The following is a 26,062-nucleotide window of genomic DNA, read 5'->3' on the forward strand; positions in this document are numbered from 1 at the left end:
CGCTTCCGTCGTCCCGTCACGGCTTCTGGCCCGTCTGGGGCGATCCGCCTGCCGGCTTGCCCGACGCCGCCGGAGCTCCTCCCGTCATCTGTGCCTTGGAGGCGCTTGCCGAACCGCTCAGGCCCAGTGCCTGTACCCCGTAATTGAGCAGGGGTGTATAGGTGGCCTTCAGGATGGTGGAACTGTTGTCGCGGAAGGTGGTCACGATGTCCGAAATGTAGTCGTTGCCATTTTTACCGTTGTTCTGCATGCGTACAAGCTGCTTGTAGTCCTTGTGCCAGTCGCGTGCGCGACCGTCTTTCGGGTTGTAGCGGCACTTCTGGCTCATCACCACCTTCATCTTGTACTCGCCGGTTCCCCACGACGGACTGGTGGCCGATACGGGCATGTACGAGCGGGGCACCACAAAGCAGTCGCCGCTGATGTCTATCGTCTCCTGCCCCCGGGCCAGCGCTTCCTCACGGCTGTAGAAATAGACCGAATCACGCAGCATGGATTCCTTTATGGGGATGTCGACCGAGAAAGAGCCCAGGTGCACGTCCTGATACACCTGTACCGCCTCGTTGATCCACGATGAAGTAATGTCCATGCGGATGTTCACACTCGGTTCCTGCTGCTCGTTGAAGTCGAACCGGCTGATGGTGTTCCAGTATTCCTGCTCATCCTCCGAAGCGTCCTCGCCCGGCCCCATGATCCGGTTGGCCGACAGGTTGGGCAGGTACGACTCGTACGGATGGAACTCCAGCGTGTCGAGCACCAGGTAGAACTTGCTGTGCATGAAAAGGTGGGTAAAGCGGGCCGTGTCCAGGTGGCACACCATGCGCAGCACATCCCTGCCGCCCCGGCGCGCACGGAAGGTGATGCCGTCGAAATTCATGTCGGTGGGGTCCAGCGGACCGTAGTTCGAGGGCATGCGGTAAAAGTCGCGCTGTCCTTTCACCGACTGCAGACTGTCTATGAACATACATTCACGGTTACGCATGGCCTCCCATTTCGCCCTCTGTTTCTTGCGTATCTTGGTCAGGTTGATGATTTCGGTACTGATTACGTTCACCACCGAAGTCACTCCCCCGTAGAGCATGGCCTGACCCAGATCGAGCAGCACGCCCCGGTTTTTCGAGCGGTACTTCGAGGCCACGGCGTTCAGCTTGTTACGCCGCTCGCTGGTCATCGGGTTGACGTCTACCACAAACTCGTCGCGCAGCGGCAGGCCGTTCATGCTCTGCGGGACAGATATGCCGGCTCCCGCCGGACGGCCTTCTCCGGGCCGGCTGCCGCCTTCGGCTCCGGGCTGTGCCCAGACGCCGGTAAAGAACAGGGGCAGGATGAATAACAGTGCTTTCCTTTTCATAGTCGTATTTCCTTAATTTTCATATTCCATATTGTATATTTTCCGGCTACATTCCGTCTATCAGGATGAAGGCGTCATAGTAGCGGGGTTTCCCGTATGTCTTCTTCACTGTCAGGTCGGGCAGCTGTGCCCGGCGGTACCTCTTTTCGGTGACGGCTGTCCGCAGGGTTTCCCGGGCATGGAAGAACGCGTCGTGCAGACTCTCCCCCCGGTCGAGGTTGGCCGTCAGGTTCCGCATCAGAATCGCGGTGGCCTGGTCGTCCACTTCCCACAGACTTGCCACCACGGCCCGTACCCCCGCCGTCTTCAGTCCGCGCTGCAGCCCCGACACACCGTCGGCAGTCACATACCCCAGTCCCGACTGGCAGGCCGAGAGCACCACCAGGTCTACGTCCGAGAGGTCGAGCGACGCCAGTTCCCGTGCCGAGAGCACCCCGTCCAGACTGGCCGGATTGAAGTCCCTGTCGTTCAGGTTGGTCTCCGCACCCGCCAGATACAGGCAGGTCCTCGACAGCTGCTCGTCGGTAGCCAGAGGCCGGATGTCGGTCCCTGCCGTCTCCGCGTCGGGGAATGTCCCGTGCGTGGCGATGTGCACCAGAGGGTACCTCCCCATCAGCCGGCGCACCGCCGCTTCCGAAGCCGAGACATCGGTCAGCAGGGTATCCCGCTTCCCTTCGCCCCGCAGGGCAGCTATGCTGTCCACTTCCGCCAGCGACCCTTCCAGGTAAGGCAGACCCGCACCCGCGGCAGCCATGGCGGCGTATGCCACCTCGTCGTTCCCTTCCGTACCGTCTCCGTCATCAGCGGTCTTGTAGTCCACCCCGCCGCACAGCAGCATCGCCTCCGTGCGCACCGCCGGCCGCTTCTCCACCAGCATCCGCGTAGACGTCAGGCGGTAAAATTTCCGGTCCTTCAGGGCATCCGGCAGCAGGTATTCCACGGCCAGCAGGTGAAAAATCCCGTCGGCGGCGAAATACACCGAGGCGGCACCGTCCAGCGCCTCCACCAGCTGCCTGTTCCATATCTTCCCGGCCAGCACACTGTCGGCATACAGCAGGTCCTTCCCTTCGTGCTCCGTCGATGCCAGCGCCTCCCCGACGGTCGTCCCGCCGTCCAACCGGAGCGATGTCAGCTCATCCAGCGCGCCCACCTCCACAAACACGGGAGCCGGAGCCTTCCTGCCCAGCACCAGCGCACCCAGCCGGCTCTTCCCCGCCTTTCCGTAGGCGATGAACTCCACGGCGGCCGACGACGCAGGCAGGGCTGCCCGTACCTTCTTCCAGTCCACCCTTACCGCCGACAGGGCCCCGGCGCGCTGCCGCTCCGTCATGCCGGGAGCGAACACACGCCCCATCTGCAGGAGCACCGCCTTGCTGAACAGGGCCACGTCATACAGCAGACCCGGATCCTTGTCCTCCAGCCGGTAGCAGTCGGTCACGAAAGGCTGTTCGGCCATCCAGAACTGTTCCCGCTGCGAGGCACTCATGGCCACAAACTGCCGGTCCACATACTTCCTCGCCACCGCAAGGTATTCCTTATAATACGCCAGAGCCCGGGCGTCATACCTGCCCGTAGCATCGTATTCCAGCATCAGCACCTTGGCAGCCTTGCGCAGCGCCTCCGCCAGCATGCGGCTGTCGTTCTCTTTTCTGAAGAAGGAAACCACCTCCTCCATCACCTCCCGCGCATCGGCATACCGCCCCATGCGCGCCAGGCAGAGCGCCCGTTGCGACTCGATCTCCCGGCGTTCCTGCAGGCTTCCCTGCACCCGTGCGGCGGTCCCGAACCGCCTGCCCGCCAGGATGGAATCAAGCTGTGCCAGCGCTTCGGCGTAACGCTCCTGCCTGTAATACAGCTGTGCCAGATCATCCCGTACGGCATCCGCATGATCGAATCCGGCATTGGGGGTAAGAGCCGCCTGCAGGCGTTCTTCCGACCGCCGGTAGTCGCCCGCCAGAAAATACATGCAGCCTTCCACCCGGGCCAGCTCGGCCTCATAGCCTTCCGTAAGCGCCTCATTACCGAACGCACGTGTAGCGAGCGCTTCGCGCAGCTCTCCCGCCACCTCGCGCATATCGGCGTAAAGCCCCAGCTTATACGCCACCTCGGCACGGCTCTTCACCGCCGGCCAGTAAGGAAAACGGAACTCACCGTCGCCCAGTCCGGCCACCGTAATCCCGGCAGCGTCCATCGCACGGTCCATCATCCGGGCCACTGTTCCGAACGCAGCATACGCATCCAGATACTCCTTCCGGTCGTTCAGGTCGTACGCCTCCAGGTAGCGGTCGGTCACCGCATCGGCAAACACCCTCTCCTGCGCCCCCGTACCGGCAGCCGCCGCCAGCAGGGCAACAAGGACCGACAGTCTGTAAATAGTGTGGCATATCCTTTTCATACGGTATCCTCCTTCCGTCATTTTCCCGGGTTATGGTTGATAATCACAAACGCCATGTTCTTTCCCGAAGTGTTCTTCAGCGTCAGCCTGAACCGGTCCTTCCGGGTCACCTTCCCGTCCAGCTGCACATAACACACCCCGTCCTTCACCGTAGCCGAAGAGAACTTCCTGCCGTCTTTCGTCACCTCCGCACCGAACGTGGCCGAAGCCTCATACGGCACAATGGCAAACCGCTGCAGGCCCTCCCGGCCCGTAATCTCATAATTCACCGTAGCACCCTTCTTCACCGTAATCTCGATGAACGAGTACCGGTAGCGCGCGTCCTGCCCGTTGCGGAACCTCCCGCCGGTATTCACCGCCCCGCCCTGCCTCCGGGCAATCCGGTAGCCGATGTCGTTGATGCCGAACATGTCTACAGGGTCTTTCGACGTACATTCCCCCTGCCGGTCGATGTCTATCTCGTCCATCAGCGTCCATTCCATGTCGTACAGCAGCTCACGCTCCACCCGGACGGTGTTGGCAGGCATCCGCAGCTCCTTGCACCTCCGCACCAGCGCCTGCATCTCCGCCGTCACTCCCGTCTGCGCCTGCAGCACAAGCGGCATGAAAGTCATCAGCAGGAAAAGCGCCACAGTCACCATCTCCTCGGGCCAGAACCCCACGAGCGACGAGGCATACGCCTTCCCGCCCGTATTGGTGAGCCGCCTGGCGGGACACACCTTCGCGGCAGCTGCTTCACGGGCCGCCATCAGGATCTCCTCCATCGGAGGCCTCGCCTGCGGTTCATAAGCCAGGCACCGGTACACCAGGTCGCTCAACCTGCGGCTGCAGTGCGCCGACCCCATGTGAGGCACCTCCGTCCGTGCCGTCTGGTTCCTTCCCCCCATGCCGTCGAACACATGCATGCCCGTCACGGCATAGAACGCCAGGGCGCCCAGGCTCCATACCGCAGCGGCGGCACCCTCCTTCTCCGGAGCAGCGAACGGAGCGTCCGTCTCCCCGCTTCCGGCATCCGCCGACAAGGCGATGCGGTCGTCCTCCACCACGATGTCCGCGGCCGAGAACGCCGCCCTGCCATGCTGCAGCCAGCTTCCGGCCACACATTCCATCAGGGTCCAGACGGCCTTCTCCGTCATATATCCGGCTATATGGTCCAGTGTAATCATCTTCTGTATGTTATTGAATCGTCCATCAATCCTCCATGTGCGCGCAGCAGGTGCACCTCGGTTACGGGAACCGCCCAGAACACCCCCTGTTTGGCCATCCCGTCGGCCTTCGACACGATGCCTATCACCTTGATCCGGTTGCCCGTACGCGCCACCACAGGCCCGCCCGAATTTCCCGGGTTGACCGGCGCCATCATCTGGATGCATCCGCGCAGGTTCTCCCCCTTGCCGTCAAACTCCAGGTGCTGGCTGTTTCCGTACACCTTCACACACAGTTCGTCGGCGTTGTTGTCGTTCACCGGGAAACCGATCACGGCAATCTCCTTGTCGGCCTGGCGGTCAAAACGCTTCAGGTCCTCCAGCGATGCCAGCTCCAGGTTGCCCGTAATGCCCCCTTCCGCCTCCACATAAGCAAAGTCGCCCAGCTCCATGTCGCGGCGGTTGGCCAGCGGCATGATGGTGCGCCAGTATATCGGTTCCTTCTCCGTCCCCAGACGCAGCACCTTGTCGCGCGTCTTGTTGAAACGGAAGTCGGTAGAATACAGGTAGAAAGTCTCCAGTCCGTTGCTGATCACGCAGCGCGCCTTCACCCCGTAGGCATCCGTGCCCTGCGTCCGGTTCCTCGTCTCCGCTTCGGCGGCCATCCTCACGGCGGGCGGCATCTTCACGTCGAAGCCGGTCCCGTCCCATTTCTCGTCGGTAATCCAGGGCTCCACACAGTGCCGTGCGGTGACAAAGAGCCCCTCGTCGGTCAGGAAGCACGTACCCGAAGCCGGCACCTCCAGCGCCACCGCCTCCAGCACCTCCTGCCACGGCCCCCCTGCCACGGCCGTATCGTGCACCAGGTACACCGAATCGACGGTGATGCGGTAAATGCTCCGGTCGAACACGTCCAGGTTCTCCTGCCGCAGCGGGTTCCTTCCCCGTCCGGTAAACACGGCCACCAGCGCCACCGCCAGAGCCGCCGCCACGGCCGCCAGCATGGCATACTGCATACGGCGTCCCTGCACCCTTTCCCTGTACACCAGTCCCTTGCGTGCGTCATACTCACCGTCGCGGCACACCACGAAATCCAGCCGGGTACGCCCGTTGTCCGTCACCACCGTAATACCGTCGCCTCCCGCCAGCCTCCGGCACACCTGCAGCGGCGTCCCGTTCACCAGCACACTGTAGCAGTCGGTCCGCTTCACGATGATCCACCCCTTCCCGTCGGGATCGGGCAGCACCGACGCCATCACCTCCGGCTCAAACCCGTCCGAAGCGTGTATGTACACGTCGCACGAAGGCGACTGGCCGATGTCTACGGGCTTCTGTCCGCAGAACACCACGTCGCCCACCTGCTTCTTCAGCGGCGAATTACGGTATATCAGCTTGTAATACATGACTTGATAATTAAAGGAATACCCTGTGTAAGCACCTTGTCGTACACATCCACGTTCTTTCCGGTACCGTCTTCCCTGAGGTCGGAAAAAGCCCTCAGGTCGTAATGTATCTTCTGTTCCCTCAGCACCTTCTTCATCCGTATGTCATCCTCCACCAGCTTCTGCTCGGCATCGGTCACGGGCCGGTACCCAAGAATAAGCTCCTCCACACTCCACCGGTTGTGTTCCACCTCGGTGAGGATGTCGACCTCATTCATCGATACCGCATAAAACGTGTCCCAGTCGCCGCGGCTGTGACCGAGCGAATGCATCTTCGGACCGAACGTCATGGCGTTGAAGATATTCGAATACTGTTTCGGGAGAGAAGGCACGGCCGCCCACTGGCTGTCGAGCACATCCGTGTCAATGGCCGACGGAGCCGATACAGGCTCGCCCGGCTTCAGTGAGAATACATAGTTATAGACATAGTTCACCCTTTTGGCCATCTCCTTCAGCGCCCAGAGCGTATCAAGACTGCATATCCCGCTACCGAAAGGCAGTACGGAGTCATAGAGGCTGCACCCCTTGGCCAGTTCCATCATGTCCGGCTCCTCCAGCCGGCACAGCACAGGCACCTGCGCCCGGTACACCTCTTCGGGCAGTGAAAGAGATTCGGTGAAGTTCCGCTGCATATCATCGTGGCACACGGCCAGCGTCAGCTGTTGTCCGGGGTTACAGGCCCATTCCACAAGCTTCCGCCTCAGGGCGGCGTTCCCCAGGCTCCCGCTCACGAACTCCCATTCCACATCCACGAAATCCTCGCGCGTGTCCCTGTACAGCGGCGTATGGCACACACACTGCGGCATCTCGTCGCCCAGATCCAGGCTGCGGTAATACGAGTGTTCGAACAGGTGGCAGTAACGCTGCAGCATCCGGTCGCGGAAGCCGGATACGTCATCGTCCACCACCGTAATGCGCGTCCGCAGGCGGTGGTCACGGCAGTAGTTGGGATAATGCGCCACCAGCGCCGCATTGACCACCAGGGCTTCGGCCATATCGTTCCCTCCGGCCACCACCAGGTGCACCGTAGTTTCAGAATCCCTCGTGATGCCGTCGCGGTCCAGCGGCGGGAACGGCGTCTGCACCGCCGGGAACTGCACAAACAGCGTCTTGGCAGTCAGGTCGGCCACCGTAACGGCCAGCACATCCACCTTCCGGTGCACATATTCCGGCACGCCTGCCGTCTGCATGATCCACAGCGAGATCTGGTTTTCCAGTATCAGGAAACACTCCAGCCGCTTTCCGCCGTGGGCACCGATATCGTATTCCGAAGCCACCTGCAGGAGCCGCCTTACGGCAGCGCTGTCATCGGGCTCCGGATACACTATCCCGCCGGCAGCCCGTTCACGGGCCACCAGCGGGAAACCATCAGTAATATGACTTGTTATAAGCATCCCCGGTTATTATATAATATGTATAATCCTGATTACGGCAGGAGCTGCGCCTGTCAGTTGGTCCTCAGCACATAATTGTTATACACATTTCCACGGTTCACGATCTTGATGACGAACAGACCCGTCCAGCGCGGATTGAAAGTCACCACACAGTCGTCCGTATAGTCCACATCCTTCGCAATCAGGTTGTTGTTCTCGTCGTATACATACAGGTCGAGGTCGGTATCACCGTCGCCTATCACCACTACCGTAGCCTGCCTGTTGGCGTCGAACGTAATGTTATACACATCCGTACTGCCCGCGTTCACCGAACTTTCGGCGTAACGTGCGCCGTTGGTGGCTCCCCGTACATTATTCTTCACTTCGTCAATCAGTGCCAGCAGTACCCCGTCGTCACCGGCCTTGGCCTTGGCATCGGCCAGCAGCTGTTCCGGATCCAGGGAAATATTCCCCTTCTTGTCTCCTGCCGGAGTCTCCGTACCCGAACCGGTCTTCTCCCGTTCTTCCTTCACAAGCCCCGCCTTCTTCGAGAGGCGTGCCGCCTGTATCAGCGAAAGGGCATCGTCATTGGCATACCCGAACTTCGACAGCTGGGCTGCCATGCGGATCAGATTTTCAGACTGCGGAACAACAAGCGTGTTGTCCTTCTCCTCCTGTGCGGCTGCTGTCACCGGCAGCAGAAACGCAACGGCTAACAATAGATTCTTCATTTTCTTCAGTTTTTAATGGTTTTCATCATAGGGTTTTCAGACTTAAGGCCTCGTCTTAAATAAAGATATGCAACAAATTTAGTAAATTTTCCGTATAATCAAAATTTTATTTACAAATTTATTCTTCAGGAAAAACAAAATGTCATTGCCTTAAAAATAAACGGTTGCACCAATGTTCATCAATTTATTCTGTTTTACTTTGTACTCCTCACTGCCCGACATATTCACAAAACCTTTCGACATGGTAAAATTCAGCTGAAATCTATTGATTCTCAGTGCAGCACCATATTCAAGTGAAGCATTAAAATGCTTCATGTCAAGTTCTTTGTCATACAGATTCTGAGAATCAAAGGTTTCCCCATCCGAACGTAAATAAATCCTGCCTTTAATCCCATAATCAAGACCGATACCTCCATAAAATGCCAACTGGAACCATTTGCTGAAATTAAGTGAATACTTTAAGTGGACCGGCATATACAAACTATGTTCTTCGGATGTATAATGATAATCAATACCCTCTTCCGTCAGATTTTCACTTTTATCGAAATAATACTCATAATATAGACCCGTATTGATACCGAAACCATATCCAAATTGAGGATCTATACGAAGACCGAATTGAACCCCGTTAGTATACTGATCTTCCCCAAACACATCCATTTTTTCTTTCGTATCTCCCCAATCGTACACCCACTGTTTTTGTACATATCCTGCCGACAAGCCAACACAATATTTGTCTTTGGCTTCATTGAACTGATGAGAAGAATAGGTATATACATGACTGTCTGACAGACTGCCGGTATTTGTGTGGTTATAATTATTCATTGATGTATGCGACTGTGAAGACGGATGACTTTGAATATTTGAATGATTATTTCCGACATTATCGGTATGACTTACAGAATTATAGGGAACACTGCCACCTGCATTACTTGAAACTTGTCTTATCAATTTCCGGACATCTTCTCTCGAAGCAGGCCAAAGCTCCAATCCCATGAATTCTCTCAAGTTTTCAATATCTTTTTCCAGCCTATCACCTTCCAATGACTTTTCCAGCCATTTTATGCCCTCTTCTTTCCTGAATGAAAATTCGGATTCCGTGGCAAGGATTTTGCCCAGGATTGCCATAGTAACCGTATTTCCAGTTTCTGCCGATCTTTCGTACCACTTTACAGCTTCCTTTTTATTTCCCACATTATATTCCTCTAATGCCAGACAGAAAAATGCAGGAGGATAATTTTTCTCTGCCGCTATCTTCAAATATGACATGGCTTCCGAATATGTCATATCTTCATCACTAATTCCAATCGAATAAGATTGATATATATTCCAGGCCACATAAATCATGTATGCAGCTTCCACCGCATTATCTTCATTGGCCTCTACACTTTTTTTCAGATAATAGGCTGCCTTTTTACTGTCAGCATCAGGAAAATTAGCTTTAGGCATACTATAAAACAGACCCAGCATATAATACACTCCACCCAAGGATTGGTAAGACTCTGCTCCTTTCAACAACTCAGATTCTAGTTGTCTATAACATTGAAAGGCATCCATATACCGTCCTTCCTGCAAGGCTATTTGCCCTTTTATGCTCAAAATATATCCGATATCACCAAGCAGATTCGCATAATTGAGGGCTGCTTTAAAATCCAAAGACATAACACATGACAGATAGGCTCCCATATAACAATCTCTTTTCATGCTAAACTTTTTTCCACCGTTATTGACGGCTTCTTCAAAATAAGACAGAGCCTTTTTATATTCTTGCTTAGCAAAAGCGTCAAGTCCTTTTGAATAACTTAATATAGGACTGTCTTTGCACACAAACGCCGTAATTTTCCCGCTTTTCCGACTATAAATCAACTTTCGTTCCGTAGATTTTCCCAAAGAAGGCAATTTCTGTTCCACATTGAAGACAATCACCGTATTCAGTAACCGGTCATGTTCCAGTTGGGGTGTCATTGCCATCAGGTATTGCTCTCCCGTAAATGCGCTGTAAGCTCCAGATACAGAAAAATCATATTCCTGATACATTTCACAGGCACTAAATGTAGGCTTTGACAACTGCATTTCCAGTTTTGCAGGATATTGCCGTTGTATTGCCATCAAATAATTACGCAATGTAGTTTCCGTATTTGTCTTTATATCGTCAAAAGCCGAACAGTCCGCACCGGAACACAATGCAAAGATTTCCGTGTTCAACATCCGCTCCCCATTGCTGAACCTGACCAACAGGTCGCAGAATCGGGTAGCACATTGCAAGGCTTCTTGTTTCTGAGTTTCAGTCAATGCCTGAGCCGACGCAAAAAATGGTATACAGCTCAATATTAATAATAGATATCTCATAGCTTATCATCATTTTTCAGTTTCGTAATATTGCTTATCAACCACCCTTTATTATATGAATCCGCTTTCTCGAACCTTTCAACGGTAAAACCATAGTCATCAAGCCGAAAGTGATAAATCACTTTTGTCACAGTCTGCAATTTAATCTTACCGGTCGATACGAGATAGGCAAATACAGTCAGAAGATCGGGCCTGTATCCTTTATAAAACAAAGCCTGTACCGACTTGGCATTATGGTTTACGGTTTCAGGTAATGTCATGAACGAAGTACCATGTGCACCCGGCATGATAGAGGCCCCCGACCTGATGGTATCGGTCAGCTCCGCAAAAGCCGGGGTTTCTATATCTGTAATTACCCATTTATAAATGACATCCTCTACCTGTTCTGTCCGTAAAAAGATTCTGGCAGGATAGGTTTTCCCATTCATCGAGAATGATGATATAGCTTCGGCATTCCATGTAGTATCCGTATAATGGATCTGTTTGTCATTCGCTATTACATAATTCAAGAAAGCCGTTGAAACAGAATCCAGAACCCCATTTTTGTCAGCAAATGTATCGAGATTCAAAAGCGTTACAAGATTCTTGCGCTTCATGACGGAATCATTGGAGACGCTGTCCGTATTTGCCACAATCGGATCTCCCTTATAATCCGTTTCATAATTAAAACGCCGGAAAAACTCATCAATCAGTTTAACTTTAAACTGTAATTCCTGTTCATCTATCGCTTGTGTGAAAATCTGGGCATCTACAGCATTCATACCTATTATCCCAGACAAGAATATGATAAGTGTGATCTTTTTCATAGGAAATCAATTATTATCCAATTTAGTCGTTTCCGATACATTTATATCTCCAAACTTCATATCCCAATAAGTTCCAAGGCTACCGTCCTCGATACGTTGGATATAAATATCGACATCCTTTTGCGTATAATCCCGATAAACGACAACTTCACCCGATTGCCCTGTAAAGTATTGAAAGAACGTACAGGTTCCCATATACATATTTGCACTGACTTTATAGAGATTACTTATCATACATGTCTTAGCTTTCTTAAGCTCTACCCTTGTATAAGGGAGATTCCTTAAATTTGACAAATATTTTTTTAATGTCGGACTGGGGGTACGTACCGTAACCCTTCCGTTTTTATCAATTGACGAGACCTGCATTTTTACAGCATCATGCCATTCGTTGTTTGCATCTTTCCAAGGGTCGCCTTTTCCCATGAACATGTCAGGAATCGTCTTGATATAATGATCTTTGATCTCAGAACTTTGTTGTTTGTCCGCTATGATCTCCAATCCCATCTGAAAGGCGTCGACACGCTCCTGACATTGAATCTTAAAGGCTTCAAGTTCTTCTTGCGTCAAATCATGTGTCTGCTGGGCGTTTACCGTCAAAAATGAAACGGCCAGCGATAAAAGCAATAATAATTTTTTCATTGTATTATTTTTTTACTGATAATGTATTTCATGGACTTTCAAATATGTCACTTTTCCCGCATTATTCCGGTTCATTTCAAGTACAACCACCTGATCCATTTTTGTAGCTATACTCAAATAGTTAAGATAGCTATCTATATCACAGGTATTTACAATAGTCCTGTTATCAAATCCAACCACCTGTACTTTCGCAGATGTCCCCTCAAAATATTTCTTGGCCTTCGGTATATTCCGTATCCGGTCAAGTCTGGATATACTTTGATTACATATCATTGATAATGAATAGGAAATGTTATCCTGCTGATTTGTTTCCACATCATTTGAAGAAAGTGGAGCCTGCGGTGGGGTCACGATATCCGTATTTGTCGAAGGCGACTGAACCGGAGTGATATTTTCCTGATATATAGGTACCTGAGGACGTCTGGAATTACCGTTAATATCGGTTTTCGTCAAATCTTTTGTCAAAACAATTGTATTATTCATCAATGACGGCCAACTTACATTTTCGTTTTGTCCAACAAAATATTGCAGAACACATAAAAAAGAATGAGTAAGATAACCTCCGGCATTATACCATTTCCCGTTCTCTGAGAAGACATAACATCCTGATGGATATTCAGGCTCGCTCGATGCGGCGATGAGTCCGCCTTTAACATTAAGAAACAGATTCTTATATACATTACAAGTTCCCTTAGACAAAATTGTCGCACCCTTTGAAGCGTTGCCTTCACTCCTGTAATATCCTTCCACCAACGAATTACATAAATCCCCCATAACAACAGTAAGCCGGGGGTTCTTTTTCATAATACGTGAATAGACATCATACAAGGGATATAATTGGGCATTACTGTTATAGTCCTCATCATTTACAAACAGACACATTTCAGGAAAATCGGTCTTCTCATTCATTGCACGGCCTCCGTGTCCCGAATAATAAAAAAACACAATATCCTCAGGCGAGCAAGAAAGATCTGCAAGCACTTTATTCAAATTATTGTGATTGAAATTTGCAGGAGATCCATAATAATAATATTTTTTTAATGTATAGCCAATAGATTTCGCTATCGTGGTCATTTCAAGCCCCATCCGCTTGAAGTCTACTGCAACAGATTCCCCAATGCTATTATTCTGGGTATTGGCAAAAATAATCGCATGAAACGTTTGTCCGACAATTGCAACCGGAACCAACAGCGACAATGCTATTATAAAAACAAGCTTTTTCATCTTCTGTCATTTTATAAGTTTTTGATAATATTCTTCTGCAGGAAATTTCCGATAAGCCCATCTGGCCATCGGACGTTTGTCATACATTTGATAAAACTTGAAGTCACCTTCCACATCCGATATTGCCACCTCTTCTGTCCCAAAAGAAATAAACATAAAGGCCTTACATTTTCCTAACATAAATTCCAGTGCAATATTAGGGTGGAACGGCTGACGTATAGGAGCGTATCTTTTTATATACCACTTTTTGTCAGAAATAATAAATGATAAAACGGCCTTTTCATCCTTTCCCAGCAAACCGGCATCACGCTTGATTACATAATTGAAAAGGCTGTCCCTTGTTCCAACAGAATCTCTGAGTGCAGAGAAATCAACCATCCTATAGACGCGTACCTTACTTGCATTTATAATGATAGAATCTATAGAATCACTATAAATTACCGATGTAGAATCATTATCAGCAAGATTGTCAGCCAAATGATGTGAGCATGAATTCTTGAATAATGTACAGGACACCAAACTTGCAGAAACCACCAAGAGTCCGATAAGATATTTATAGCGCATAAGTATTTTTATAGCTCCTTCAGTTCCCCAGCAGCATTTCATTTATAATAAGAAACGTGGAACTGCAATGCATCTTGTATGCAATTATAAATTTTTCCAATTACTAATTACAAGATAAACATAACGCCTCTTTTTTCATATGTATTAGATATAACTTTACGTATACAGACACAAAAATATATAATTTATTTAACAAACAATCATCTCCATGATATTTTTTTACACCTATATACATTTAAATAAATTCCATATTTTTACTAAATCCAAAAACATTTCCAAATATCATCAGTGAATGACCTGACAGGCGTATTTCATATCAGAATACGTATCCGCATTTCTCATTGCATATTGTCACAAAAAAGGCCGGTATCATTTGAACCGGCCTTTTTTGTGACAATATGCAAGATTTATATAAAAAATTCCGTATAATCAAAATTTTATTTACTAATATCTTTCCTGATCTTTTCCACGATGGCCCGGATATTGTCCAGTGCCTTCCGCGACATCTGTGTATTCCGGTACATCCCGTCCTCTCCGGGCTTGTCTATCAGCATGGACAGCTTTCCGTCGCCCAGTTTCTCTCTTATCTCTTCCGTCTGCGCACTATAGTTCTGTCCGGTCAGCCGGTCAAAATGCCCCAGCCGTTTCAGGATTCTGCTACGGTATTGCGACTTCATGTCCAGCACCTCCCCGAGCACAGATCCCGATACATCCTTCATCCTGTTCAGGTAACCGTCCACCTCGTCAAGTATCGCTTCCGGCGTATCCGACAATCCCGGAGAATCCGGCACGTCCGGCAAGACAAACTTTTCCGACGGTGCCGGCACGGTCTTATCCTTGCCCGGAACCTTTTCTTTTCCAGACTCGCCGGCTTTGGTTCCCGGTTGTACCGCACCTTTCAGTCCGGCTCCCAGACTGTCCGGTCCATTATGTAACGAATCAGTTTTCCCTTCCATCAGCCGGTTATAGCGCAATTCATAGGGCTTCAGACGTTCCACTTCACTCATCAGACTCTTCATTCCGTTCTGCAGCTCCTTGTCCTGTTCTTCATTACGGATATAGAGGTTGATGTTCAATGCGATGCTTGCCAATAGCAATACCGCCAGCACAGCTACCATAATTCTACCCAATCTGCTCATCTTTTCCTTTAATATTGAATTTGTCATTGTTTCAACTACAGCTATCGTACGGCTGCCGGGATATTCTCCTGCACCAACGGCTGCCGGATCCAGACCGGCCACCAGCGACTCCATGTCGGGCCTGCCCGTAAAATGCTTTTCCAGTTCCCGCTCCGGCATTATCCTCCATATACCGCCGGTGCACAGAATGAACCTGTCGCCTTTTCTGAAAGGCTGTTCCCCGATTTCCGGCAAATGGTTACCGGGCCTTCCCAGCACCCGTGTTACGACGTCCAACTCGGGCGAAGTGCGGGCTTCTTCTTCCGTCATGACCTTGTCTGCCACCATTTCGTTCACCAACAAATGGTCGGACGTACGGAACACCACCCGTCTCCCGTGCCGTATCCGGTAACAGCGGCAGTCACCCAAATGGGCTATCATTGCCGATTTCTCACTGATAAGGATAGCCACCAGTGTAGAACCCGCCCCCTTGAGCCGGGAATCCTTCTCCCTTTTTTCGTACAAGGTATCATTGGCAACGGCCACAGCCTTCTGGAAGGCCTCCCTGCGTGACATCTGCCCGTCGCATGAACCGAGCACACGCATCAGCTCCTGTTTCACGATACACGAAACAGTATTGCCTCCCGGACCTTCACCTACCCCGTCGCATACCACCACCAGGAACCCCAGCGGAGTATCCATATAGCCCCAGTTATCCGGGTTTCCACTCCCTGATACAGAAGCAGCCACGCCACGGACCGGAAATCTTTCTGATATAATCTGAACTGCCATAATAGAATCTCTTTTCAGTTTACTTTAGCATAGACGGAACGACGGTCCGGCCCGCCCCCATAGTACGGGCATGCCGTTTTTCCGTCCTTTCATTGAAATTAAGAAACAAATGTAGCGAAAATTTAATACATCCACTGCTTCATTTCCAAATTTATTCCTTATGAAACAAAAAATGTCAATTTGAAATCCGTATCTTTACCCCAAATAATCCCACCATGCAGATACACACGGAATGTTTCAATCCCTACCACACCAACTGCTACTTCCTGACCGACGAGACCAGCGGCAGTACGGCAGTCATCGACCCCGGATGCTATTTCCGGCGTGAACGCACGCGTGTGCAGCGCCTGGCACTCCTTAACGGCTGGCACATCGAGCTGGTCATCGCCACCCACCTCCACATAGACCACATCTTCGGCGTACATTTCCTGACCTCCACCTACGGATGTCCTTTCGGAGCTTCTCCGGCCGACAACTACTGGATAGACCTGGCTCCCCGACGCTGCAGGGAAGTGGGTCTGGAGGCCAGAGTCAGCTTCGACGAGCCCGGTCTCCACCTGAGCCATGGTGACACGATCCGTTTCGGAAAAGAAAGCCTTTCGGTCATCAGCCTGCCCGGACACTCACCCGGCAGCCTCGTATTCTACAGTCCGGATTCCCGCTGCCTGTTTTCGGGCGATACACTGGTAAAGGGAAGCATCGGCCGCACCGACCTTCCGGGAGGTGACCACGACCTGCTGACAGCCGGTATCCGCAACAAGCTGTTCTCCCTCCCCGACGATACCGCAGTCTACCCCGGACATTATGAAAAGACCACCATCGGTGCAGAAAAAGAGAATAACCCCTTCCTGCGAATTTTATAGTATAAAGATTTGTGGGTAATGAAATAATTACCTATTTTTGTAAAAGCAATAATACAACCATGCCTACAATATTCATCTTATTCGGTTTTCGATTCATGTTCTATGCAAATGACCATGAACCTATTCATGTACATGTAATAAAAGGGAATGTAAGCGCTAAATTCCTTTTATTTCCGGTAACATTGGTAAAAAATAATGGTTTAAAGCCATCAGAACTTAAGCTTGTTGAAGCTATCATTGAAGAAAACCAGGAAATTATTGCAGAACATTGGAACAAATTTTTTAATAACGCAAAATAATTTTGATTATGGGAAACATGATGATAGAAAAAGTATGGCTGACCGATACGGCAATTTGGATACGTACTACCGACGGCAACGAAGCATGCGAGAAATTTTCCGATTTCCCAAGACTACGGTTTGCAACCCCTGAGCAACGGAATAATTTCACGCTGAGCGACGAAGGCATTCACTGGAATGAAATCGATGAAGATCTCAGTTTTGAGGGCTTCTTCCGTAAAAAAGCATCCAATCCCCTGTATGATCTATTCATAAACCATCCGGAACTGAACGCCTCTGCCATTGCACGCCGGCTGGGTATGTCACAAAGTCTGTTCGCGCAATATATCAGCGGGACAAAGAAACCTTCCAAAGAACGGATGGAAGAAATTTTTGAAACGATACGTTCTGTGGGACGGGAATTGTCCTCCATCTCAGTTGCCTGAAAACGAAGAGCATTGCACAGAACACCCCGCACCCGCTACGGCTCCCCCAGCTGCGAGATGATGAGCTCCACTTCCGGCTTGAGGAAATGCTTCCGGTACTTGTCATAACCCATTTCCTTCAGGCCCTCGCGCACGGCGGGGCAGCGGTTTATCCAGCGGTTCAGTGTCTGGAGGGCGGTGGCTGTACTTGCGTCGGGGAAATAGAGGCGGGCCAGTTCCGACTTGCGGTAGACCCTGAGACGGAACGGTTCGTCTTCGGTTGAATTCCGGTAATATGTCATAGGTTGAACTGTTTTATAAATTGATATAAATATACTATATTTCAACCTATTATACAAATATATTAAAGTAAAAGATCACATTATTCCATACTGTAAAAAGTCTATGGATCATAGTTCAAAAACCATCAGAGAGCCTTCAGAGTAAACGCCTCTATAAAATCAATCATGCCGTTCGAATCACGGTAATGCAGCCATGCATCTTCTTCATGACTCAGCTCTGAAATCCCGGCAGCCGACATGCCCTTGAAACGGAGTACCACCTGATCCAGCACCCGCAGATCGGCAGCCGAAAAACAGGCAATATCGGGAAGAGACAACGGACAAAGTTGAGTCCCATAATTTCCAGACGGGAAGACCACCTCTTCGGTACAGACATCATCCAGCAGGCTGTAGACCCTGTCCCAGCGCACAGGCACCGGACCGAACTGAATGGCCTTATATGCCAACCCCGTCATGCCATAGCCACGCGTCTTATACGAATAGAAATCCGCATAGAACAACAACTTGTTCATCTTGGTAGTAAAAGTATCACCACATTTCTGCAGAAAATACAGCACCACGTTCTTCAACCTTACATACGATTGGGGGGCATAACCGTTCCATTCTCCCCGGCCATACGTCTCAAAAACAAGTCTTTCCCTCACATCCGGCATATTCCGCTCTATCGCTTTGTCCAGCTTGGCCACTATCCCGGCATATTCCTTCCCTTCAAACTGGTTTCCGGCATTCTCCACAAAAGCCCTGAAGATTTCGGGTTGCCTGATGGAACCCAGAATCTTACCATTCGCCTCACTAGGCATATCACCGTTTTCATACAAACGGTACTGGTTGTTACCGAATCCCAAAATCTCCGACATCTTCGCCGCCGACAATCCATACATCTGCCGGAGTTGCCGGATCTCATCCGGAAACGGAATTCCGTATTTCACCCGATACCTGTTATACACCTGCAACAGATTGATTTCATCAATATCCGTTGTGGTAAAACGTTCTCCGGTATCTACACACTGGTAACTGAGGTGCATGTAACGGAAGGGCTCTTTACGGAACGTCAGTTCGGATTCCTCCCGCACCAAAACCACTTTTCCTCCTGTAAACGGACTCTTCATCATAATCTAACTTTATTTAAAAGGGTATTTCATCCGATATTCGGCTAAATGGAATGAAATACAGATGGTTTGACTATTTTCCCTACCTAAACAGATCTTTATATAAACTTCCCTGTTTTTGATAACCTTACCGAATACCCATATTTCTCCCAATCCATATAAGGCATCCACAAAAGGACCTTCCGAGTAGTCTGCAACCGTCAGACTGCCGACAACCGATTCTCTAAAGGCCGGAGTAATCTCTAATTCAGCCAAGGTCCGGATATTCTTTCCTCTATCATCTCTGAAAATAATCCGGAAAACCTTCATTTTCTGATGAAACTGCCTTAAAAACAGCTCCACTCTTTCTTTCGGAACCATAATTACAATGCAAATATAATGTTTTCATTTGATTTTACATAATAATTCCAATAAAATCAAACTTTAAAGTTGAATTTAGAAGAATCATAAAAGATATGGACCAGTTAAGAACCTACACCTGCCACACATATCATAACGCATGCCTGTAGAGATTTGCATGTTAAAGAACTTGGAATTCTGCCAGAAGAACTTGGAATGTTTCTATAAAGAATAAGGTATGGTGGTCCGCACGGCTTGAGGTGATGGCCCGCACGGCCTGAAGTGATGGTCTGCACACCCTGACGTTCCGTCTGTCTCACAGTCTCACTTTTCTCATAATAGTTGCGCGTACCTGCACAAAACCCTTATAACCCCTTTTACTCCAATGCGTTACGGCGTAAAATAACGGTCGCTGCATACCGTCCGGCCGCTGCCAGAGGCGCACCGACTCCGGGTGCGCCATAAAACAAGATGAAAAGAATCAGCCTATCTTTCTGTATTTACCTTCGGGAAGCAGTTCCAGAAGTCCCTGCTTCACCATCTTCTTGAGCCTGCGGTAGGATGTGGCCCTTGATATGCCCCGCTTCGCCATTTCCGATACAAAGTCGTGGGCGTAGAACTCTTCGGGAAGGACCTCCAGCACCAGCCGGCACGTAAAGAACGTCTTCATCCGCTTGCGGTTCGAATTCATGTCGGGCAGCGTGGTGAGCAGCTGCAGGCTGTGCCGCATCAGTGTCTTCACCAGCTCCATCGCCACCGCGAAATCCTCGTCGGTACACACGTACTCCTTCATGGTCATGCCTTCCTCGAACTTGCGGATGGCGGTGAATATCATGGCCAGGCGTGCCGCCTGCACCCCGTGACGCACCACAATGGAGTGTGCCGCGTCATTCCCCTCCATCTGCACCTGACGCATCACGCGGCGGAAGTAGCGGGTATGCTCGTTCCACTGCCGGCGCGACAGGCGTACCTCGGTGGGCCACTTCTCGAGGAAGTCGAACATGGCCTTCACACGCACGGCCAGGCCGTCGAACACGTCCGACACGTCGGCCATGCTGTCGTCCGGAGCCGCCGAGAACCACTGCGGGTCGGCCGAGTAGAGCAGCACCAGGAAACGGCTCAGCATACCGTCTTCGCTGCTGGGGATGAACACGCTCACCTGGTTGGGCGTACCAGACATGCACAGAGCCATCTTGGGCGCCACAATGCGGATGGGCCTCCCGTCTACCTTGAAGTTCTGCCCCACCGATTCGTGCATGGCAATCTTGCGCAGCTCGGGCGAGTGCCGTCCGTAGTCGGAGCTCACGGCGTTGCTCATTTCGTCTATCTCCGAGGCGTTCATCACCGGTCCGTAGGGCTGGATGGCCTCTATGCTGCGCATCATCTGACTTTTCGACATGGTGGGGCTCAGCATGATGAGCTTGTGCACCGGCTCGTGGCCCGGGTCCAGCTCCCAGTCGGGTTCCCGCTTCTCACGCATGGCCCGCTGCTGCTCCAGGTTCCAGCGGCTCAGGTCGCGCTTGTACTTCCGGGCTGCCTGCGTGTACTCCGCGTCCCACTGCTTCTGGATCTCTTCGGGCAGACGGGCGGCGTAAGACATCACCCCCTTGCCCGATCCGGCTCCCGCCACCACCATGATGAACAGGTGCGGATAGAACCGCTTGCCCGAGTAGAGCATCGACACGTTGGGCAGGCAGGCGCTCACGTTGCTCAGCAGGGCCAGCAGCAGCACATCCTTCAGCTGGCGGGTGCGTGCGGCCACCAGTCCGTCGGCCAGGATCGAGGGTAGCGCCTCATACACCTCATCGCTTATCAGCGGGCAGTTCCGCTCGATGATTTCCTCCTCATCGTCCTCATCCTCAAGATCTTCCGCGGTTTTGTACGGAGCCGCGCAACTATTATGAGAAAAGTGAGACAATGAGACAAGGCGTTCATCGGCCTGTTCCTCGGCGTGGCTGTATCCCCAGCGCAGGCGGGTCTCGATGAAACGGTCGGTCACCTCGCCACCGCCCAGCCTTTCCACGGCCATACGGACCAACTGGCGCAGGTCGGCATGCGTAAGGCGCCGGAAACGGGCCCGCTGCCCCAGCCGGATGAAGAAATTGTTCCGCTCGCCCACGATGAAGGGGTTGTACGTAAGGAAGCGTCTGAAGAAGCGCGACAACTGCTGTGCCGACATGGACGATTTCCCCTCACCATCCGCGGGGGCACTCCCGGGGACATCCGATGCGACACCTGACGCGGACCCTGAGGATGAAGCGGATGCGCAACCCCCATCCGGAGCGGGGGCCGATGCCGAAGACCGACCGCAGGCGGCATCCTGCCCGGAAGCGGACTCCGTCTGTGTCTTCCTCTCGTCTGCAAGGCCTTGCAGAAGCGCCTGTGTAACGGGCGAGCTCTCCGCCCCTTCCGGCTCCCCCAGGCAGGCGGAAGGGAACTCCTCCGTAGCCTCCATGGACGGACGCGCCAGCAGTCCGGGATCGAACGAGGCGTACGACGTGCGGCAGATGTCCTTGCACTGCCCGTCGAGCGGACAACCCGTAACCTGCCGCAGCGCCTCCATGAGCTCTACATACACCTCACGGTAGCGGTACAGCGGCACCAGTCCGATGCGGGCGAAGAAACGCAGCCCCTTGCCCGAAGCCGTGACGTGCACGGCACACAGCCACGGACACTCGCGCATGGCCCTTTCCTTGATGTACTCCAGCACCTCGGGACTGTCCGACACATGGTCGGCGTCGAGCATGCACACCCCCGTGCGGTCTTCCAGAAACTCGGGCTTGCGCGCCGCCAGCGTGTTTCCCGCCACCATGAGGGCAGGCAGCGACTGCTTCACCCGTGCCGCCTCCTCGTCTTTTCCTTCGGCCTTGAGCCTGCGGTACTGTTCCACCTGTGCGCGCCATTTTCCGCCACGCACCATTTCCAGCCATTCGGCCAGCGGCAGCAGAGAAGCCTCGCCGCCGTTCACTTTCCTGTAGAAAGTGCAGATAATCTTTTCCATAATGAGAAGATTTAAAAATTAGACAATATGTTTTTTTCATAGCGCCGGTATTTGGACCGGCGGCACAAAGGTATACAGGGGGCCACGGCCTCCAAAAACAGAGAAATCCACCCTTTGCCGTCCGTACCCTGCTGTATCCCAGCGGGGTTAGGATTCGCAAAGGGTAGATTTCCGGCGGTGGAAAAAAATTTCACATTTTTTTCTTCAGGCGGTTCCGTCTAGGCCCTTTCCTTGCGGCGGCGCTCCTTGCGCATGTCTCCGCCCGCACGCCAGGAATTCCCGTCGGGCATCCCCCCGCAATGCTGCTCCCACGACCTTCCGCAGCACCTGCAGGGCGCCCCTTCCACAAACTCACGGCACGCATTGCCGCATCTTTTCCGGCTGCGGGGCTTCACCCGTCGGGTCATCTTCACCAGCCGGGCCAGCAGGCGGTACGCCCTGTTCATCAGCACCCACGAGTCATGCGAATAGTAATACTCCTCCGCCAGCTGCTCTACGGTTCTACACAGGAGCTTTACCAGCCCCATCTTCTGCCGGTGCGTCATCCGGTTCTCTTCACTCTTTCTTTCCGGGACGCCTGCGTCTTCCGGTTTCCTCATCTTTTTCATGGTAATAGATTTAAAAAAATATAAAAATAATAACTCCGGCCGATCTCCGCTGCCGCCGTAAGTGTTATAAATGACAGTTTTCTACGCGGCAATCGTTAAAATCGGACAAATAACTGCAAAATTAACACGGATAACCGCAATAACAGGCTTAATAAGGAAAAACAATTAACACACGGCTTTGCTTATTCCTTAAAATAGTGTTATTTTTGCATCCGTTAATCCGCGTACGGGGGTATTGCGGTCCACCCCATAAAGGAAACCACGGAAACCAAACAAACAGTAAAAGAAGAACAAACGGAACCATGAAGAATCCGAACATACACTTCAACAGTATCATCATCACCTGTGTATTGCTGGGCGACATATTCATCTGCGGAGGGGTACTCTACCTGTTCAACGGGTGGGCACAGCTGTACGGCTGCTGCCCCGCGCTGACCGACAACTTCCCCCAGATCCTGATCACCCTCCTTCTGTGCTACCTGGTATGTAACATCCGTCGGGGCGTGATCCTGCACCGCACCAAGGTGTACGCCTTCCAGATTGTGATGACGGTATTCAAGAACGTACTCCTTTTCGCCCTGCTCTCGGCGGTGGTGCTCATGGCGGGCAAATACCTCGACGCCATCAGCGTGATCTACCTGGTCTACATTGTCATTACCTTCATAGTCATCTGCATATGGCGGCTCATGTTCCGCGCGCTGGTGAAGGAATACCGGCGTCACGGCGGCAACATGAAGCGCACGGTACTGGTGGGAAGCACCTCGAACAACCGCGAGCTGTTTCACGAGCTGACCGACGACCCGTCGACCGGATATTCCGTGCTGGGCTACTTCGACGAGGGGCCCAACCCCAAATTTCCCGAATGTACCTACCTGGGAAAGCCCGATGAGGTGATGCGGTGGCTGAGCATGCATCCGCAGGTGCACTACCTGTTCTGCTGCCTCCCCTCCCGCTACAGCGAGACCATCGTGCCCATCATCAACTACTGCGAGAACAACCTGGTGCACTTCTACAGTGTGCCCAACCTGCGCAACTACCTGCACAACCGGGTGTATTTCAACATGATGGGCAACGTGCCCTACCTCAGCCTCCGTCAGGACCCGCTGAGCCTGCCCGAGAACCGCCTGCTGAAGCGTGCCTTCGACGTGGTGTTCTCACTGCTCTTCCTGTGCACCCTGTTCATCCCCATCCTGATCATCGTGACCATCGTGACCAAGATCACCATGCCGGGACCGGTGTTCTTCCGCCAGAAACGGAACGGACTGAACGACAAGGAATTCTACTGCATCAAGTTCCGCTCCATGAAGGTGAACGCCCAGGCCGACACCCTGCAGGCCACCAAGGACGACCCCCGCAAGACCCGCTGGGGGAACATCATGCGCAAGACCAACATAGACGAGCTGCCCCAGTTCATCAACGTACTGCTGGGCGACATGAGCATAGTGGGCCCGCGCCCGCACATGCTGAAGCATACCGAAGAATATTCACGGCTGATAGACAAGTATATGGTACGCCACTTCGTGAAACCGGGTATCACTGGCTGGAGCCAGGTTACCGGCTACCGGGGTGAGACCAAGGAACTCAAGGACATGGAAGGCCGCATTATAGGCGACATCTGGTACATCGAGCACTGGAGCTTCTGGCTGGACCTGTACATCATCTACAAGACCGTAGCGAACGCCGTACACGGCGAAAAGAACGCCTACTGATACGCGGGCGTACCCCAACGGCGTATCGACTATTTTTACGTAACCTCACCGCTTACCTTGCATCTTCTGCCGACGTGAAGATGGGACAGGTAACGGCGAAGCGCGCCCGGAAGTGAAGGCCCCGGATCCGCGCTTTAGAAACAAAAAACAAGTATATACTCACATAATTACAGACACAATGATCATTGCCGTAGATTTCGACGGAACTATCGTCGAACACAAGTATCCTGCCATTGGGCGGGAAATTCCTTTTGCTATCGAAACCCTGAAGAAGCTGCAGGCGCAGCACAACAAGCTCATCCTGTGGAGCGTGCGTGAAGGACGCCTGCTCGACGAGGCGATAGCGTTCTGCCGCGAGCGGGGGCTGGAATTCTATGCCGTAAACCGCGACTACCCCGAAGAGGAGAAGGGACAGAACAACCATTACTCACGGAAGCTGAAGGCCGATGTGTTCATAGACGACCGCAACCTGGGCGGACTGCCCGACTGGGGGACCATCTATGAAATGGTGACCCACAAGCTGAGTTACGAAGATCTGATGAACCGGTATGAAGAGGACGCCGAGCCCCGGAAACCGAAAGGATTCCTTTCGCGCCTGCTGGGCAAATGACCTTATTTTTTATCACTGGAAAACAAATCCGTAAATTATAGAAACTTGTATGAAGAATATCAAAAGACTGACACTGATACTGGCGCTAGCCGCCGGACTGGCAGGATGCACCTCCTACAGGAACGTGCCCTACCTGCAGGACATCGAGACCGTGAACAACTACGGTAAGGAAATCCCCTTATACGACGCCAAGATCATGCCCAAGGACCTGCTGAGCATTACGGTAAACACTACCGACCCGCAGGCGGCAGCTCCTTTCAACCTGACCGTGCAGACCCCGCTCAATGCTGCACAAACCAACATTTATACGACGTCATCTCCATCCTTACAGCAATACCTGGTAAACAACGAGGGGGAGATAGACTTCCCTGTACTGGGACGCCTCAAGGTGGGCGGACTTACCAAGAATGAGGCTGAAAGCCTAATCCGCGAAAAGCTGCAGCCCTACCTGAAAGAGACTCCCATCGTGACCGTGCGCATGGCGAACTACAAGATATCCGTGCTGGGTGAGGTGGCACATCCCGGCAGCTTCACGGTGAGCAACGAGAAGGTGAACGTGCTGGAAGCCCTGGCCATGGCAGGCGACATGACGGTGTACGGCGTGCGTACCAACGTGAAGCTGATCCGGGAGGACGCCGAAGGCAAGCGCGAGATCATCCCGCTGGACCTCACCAAGAGCGACCTGGTGCTCTCGCCCTACTTCTACCTGCGGCAGAACGACATCCTCTACGTGACCCCGAACGAGACCAAGGCGAAAAGCTCCGACATCGGCACCACCACCACCACGTGGATATCCGCCACGTCCATCCTGATCTCGCTCGCCAGCCTGATCGTGACCATATTGCGATAACCAGAATGAAATCATCAAACGACAAAGAAACCGAACGAT

23 protein-coding genes are annotated in these 26,062 nt (G+C 52.1%); 6 read left to right on the forward strand and 17 right to left on the reverse strand.

The genetic code is table 11. The annotated features are described in order from the left end of the window. Positions 1-16: 16 nt before the first annotated feature. The 12 genes from BQ7489_RS10480 to BQ7489_RS10535 form a co-directional block, all read right to left on the reverse strand. Positions 17-1,351, reverse strand: coding sequence for a hypothetical protein (locus BQ7489_RS10480; RefSeq protein WP_072530957.1), 1,335 nt, complete (start codon positions 1,349-1,351; stop codon positions 17-19). 46 nt (positions 1,352-1,397) lie between these two features. Then, entirely contained in the window at positions 1,398-3,746 is a 2,349-nt protein-coding gene (locus BQ7489_RS10485) for a CHAT domain-containing protein (protein WP_162617802.1), read from the reverse strand. A gap of 17 nt (positions 3,747-3,763) precedes the next feature. Continuing rightward, the gene (locus BQ7489_RS17435; RefSeq protein ID WP_072530959.1) at positions 3,764-4,912 is read right to left on the reverse strand and encodes a protein kinase family protein; all 1,149 of its coding nucleotides are present in this window, start codon (positions 4,910-4,912) and stop codon (positions 3,764-3,766) included. Then, the gene (locus BQ7489_RS10495; RefSeq protein WP_072530960.1) at positions 4,909-6,294 is read right to left on the reverse strand and encodes a trypsin-like serine protease; all 1,386 of its coding nucleotides are present in this window, start codon (positions 6,292-6,294) and stop codon (positions 4,909-4,911) included. Before BQ7489_RS10495 ends, BQ7489_RS17435 begins: the two co-directional genes overlap by 4 nt. Beyond that, positions 6,279-7,295, reverse strand: a complete 1,017-nt coding sequence (locus BQ7489_RS10500; protein WP_162617803.1) for a hypothetical protein — start codon at positions 7,293-7,295, stop codon at positions 6,279-6,281. Before BQ7489_RS10500 ends, BQ7489_RS10495 begins: the two co-directional genes overlap by 16 nt. Positions 7,296-7,780: 485 nt before the next feature. Further along, positions 7,781-8,437, reverse strand: a complete 657-nt coding sequence (locus BQ7489_RS10505; protein ID WP_072530962.1) for a hypothetical protein — start codon at positions 8,435-8,437, stop codon at positions 7,781-7,783. Between the two features lie 150 nt (positions 8,438-8,587). Beyond that, positions 8,588-10,348: an outer membrane beta-barrel protein gene (locus tag BQ7489_RS10510; protein WP_162617804.1), complete on the reverse strand. Its 1,761-nt coding sequence runs from the start codon at positions 10,346-10,348 to the stop codon at positions 8,588-8,590. Between the two features lie 434 nt (positions 10,349-10,782). Further along, complete coding sequence (locus BQ7489_RS10515) at positions 10,783-11,592, reverse strand: hypothetical protein (protein WP_072530964.1); 810 nt, start codon at positions 11,590-11,592, stop codon at positions 10,783-10,785. Positions 11,593-11,598: 6 nt separating this feature from the next. Then, complete coding sequence (locus BQ7489_RS10520) at positions 11,599-12,231, reverse strand: hypothetical protein (protein WP_072530965.1); 633 nt, start codon at positions 12,229-12,231, stop codon at positions 11,599-11,601. Between the two features lie 12 nt (positions 12,232-12,243). After that, positions 12,244-13,455 (reverse strand): caspase family protein, encoded by a 1,212-nt coding sequence (locus BQ7489_RS10525; RefSeq protein WP_072530966.1) that lies wholly within the window; start codon positions 13,453-13,455, stop codon positions 12,244-12,246. A gap of 6 nt (positions 13,456-13,461) precedes the next feature. Then, positions 13,462-14,019 carry a hypothetical protein gene (locus BQ7489_RS10530; protein WP_072530967.1) on the reverse strand — a complete coding sequence of 186 codons (558 nt, stop codon included), beginning with the start codon at positions 14,017-14,019 and terminating at the stop codon, positions 13,462-13,464. Between the two features lie 437 nt (positions 14,020-14,456). After that, positions 14,457-15,929: a PP2C family protein-serine/threonine phosphatase gene (locus BQ7489_RS10535; protein WP_072530968.1), complete on the reverse strand. Its 1,473-nt coding sequence runs from the start codon at positions 15,927-15,929 to the stop codon at positions 14,457-14,459. A gap of 215 nt (positions 15,930-16,144) precedes the next feature. Here BQ7489_RS10535 and BQ7489_RS10540 point away from each other — a divergent pair, with 215 nt between their 5' ends. The 3 genes from BQ7489_RS10540 to BQ7489_RS10550 are packed head-to-tail and all read left to right on the forward strand — an operon-like array spanning position 16,145 to position 17,516. Next, positions 16,145-16,792: an MBL fold metallo-hydrolase gene (locus tag BQ7489_RS10540; RefSeq protein ID WP_072530969.1), complete on the forward strand. Its 648-nt coding sequence runs from the start codon at positions 16,145-16,147 to the stop codon at positions 16,790-16,792. 59 nt (positions 16,793-16,851) lie between these two features. Then, positions 16,852-17,091, forward strand: a complete 240-nt coding sequence (locus BQ7489_RS10545) for a DUF4160 domain-containing protein (protein ID WP_072530970.1) — start codon at positions 16,852-16,854, stop codon at positions 17,089-17,091. Between the two features lie 8 nt (positions 17,092-17,099). Continuing rightward, positions 17,100-17,516 (forward strand): DUF2442 domain-containing protein, encoded by a 417-nt coding sequence (locus tag BQ7489_RS10550; protein ID WP_072530971.1) that lies wholly within the window; start codon positions 17,100-17,102, stop codon positions 17,514-17,516. Positions 17,517-17,551: 35 nt separating this feature from the next. On the opposite strand, the gene BQ7489_RS10555 is transcribed toward BQ7489_RS10550, so the two are convergent. From BQ7489_RS10555 to BQ7489_RS10575, 5 genes are all read right to left on the reverse strand, one after another. Continuing rightward, positions 17,552-17,797, reverse strand: coding sequence for a DUF4248 domain-containing protein (locus BQ7489_RS10555; RefSeq protein ID WP_072530972.1), 246 nt, complete (start codon positions 17,795-17,797; stop codon positions 17,552-17,554). 125 nt (positions 17,798-17,922) lie between these two features. Beyond that, positions 17,923-18,909: a type II toxin-antitoxin system antitoxin SocA domain-containing protein gene (locus tag BQ7489_RS10560; RefSeq protein WP_083580568.1), complete on the reverse strand. Its 987-nt coding sequence runs from the start codon at positions 18,907-18,909 to the stop codon at positions 17,923-17,925. Positions 18,910-18,918: 9 nt separating this feature from the next. Further along, positions 18,919-19,266 carry a toxin gene (locus BQ7489_RS10565; RefSeq protein WP_072530973.1) on the reverse strand — a complete coding sequence of 116 codons (348 nt, stop codon included), beginning with the start codon at positions 19,264-19,266 and terminating at the stop codon, positions 18,919-18,921. A 460-nt stretch (positions 19,267-19,726) separates the two neighbouring features. Continuing rightward, a complete protein-coding gene (locus BQ7489_RS10570) occupies positions 19,727-22,246 on the reverse strand; it encodes a DUF3987 domain-containing protein (RefSeq protein ID WP_072530974.1) in 2,520 nt (839 codons plus the stop codon). 218 nt (positions 22,247-22,464) lie between these two features. Beyond that, entirely contained in the window at positions 22,465-22,854 is a 390-nt protein-coding gene (locus BQ7489_RS10575; protein WP_162617805.1) for a hypothetical protein, read from the reverse strand. A 302-nt stretch (positions 22,855-23,156) separates the two neighbouring features. Between BQ7489_RS10575 and BQ7489_RS10580 the strand changes: the two genes are divergently transcribed. The 3 genes from BQ7489_RS10580 to BQ7489_RS10590 all read left to right on the forward strand — a co-directional run bounded on the left by BQ7489_RS10580 (position 23,157) and on the right by BQ7489_RS10590 (position 26,023). Beyond that, positions 23,157-24,563 (forward strand): undecaprenyl-phosphate glucose phosphotransferase, encoded by a 1,407-nt coding sequence (locus BQ7489_RS10580; RefSeq protein WP_072530976.1) that lies wholly within the window; start codon positions 23,157-23,159, stop codon positions 24,561-24,563. 178 nt (positions 24,564-24,741) lie between these two features. Then, positions 24,742-25,173 carry a BT0820 family HAD-type phosphatase gene (locus tag BQ7489_RS10585; RefSeq protein WP_072530977.1) on the forward strand — a complete coding sequence of 144 codons (432 nt, stop codon included), beginning with the start codon at positions 24,742-24,744 and terminating at the stop codon, positions 25,171-25,173. A 49-nt stretch (positions 25,174-25,222) separates the two neighbouring features. Continuing rightward, the gene (locus tag BQ7489_RS10590) at positions 25,223-26,023 is read left to right on the forward strand and encodes a polysaccharide biosynthesis/export family protein (RefSeq protein WP_072530978.1); all 801 of its coding nucleotides are present in this window, start codon (positions 25,223-25,225) and stop codon (positions 26,021-26,023) included. The last annotated feature ends 39 nt before the right edge of the window (positions 26,024-26,062 follow it).

This window comes from Bacteroides ilei (assembly GCF_900128495.1).
Lineage (GTDB): Bacteria > Bacteroidota > Bacteroidia > Bacteroidales > Bacteroidaceae > Phocaeicola > Phocaeicola ilei.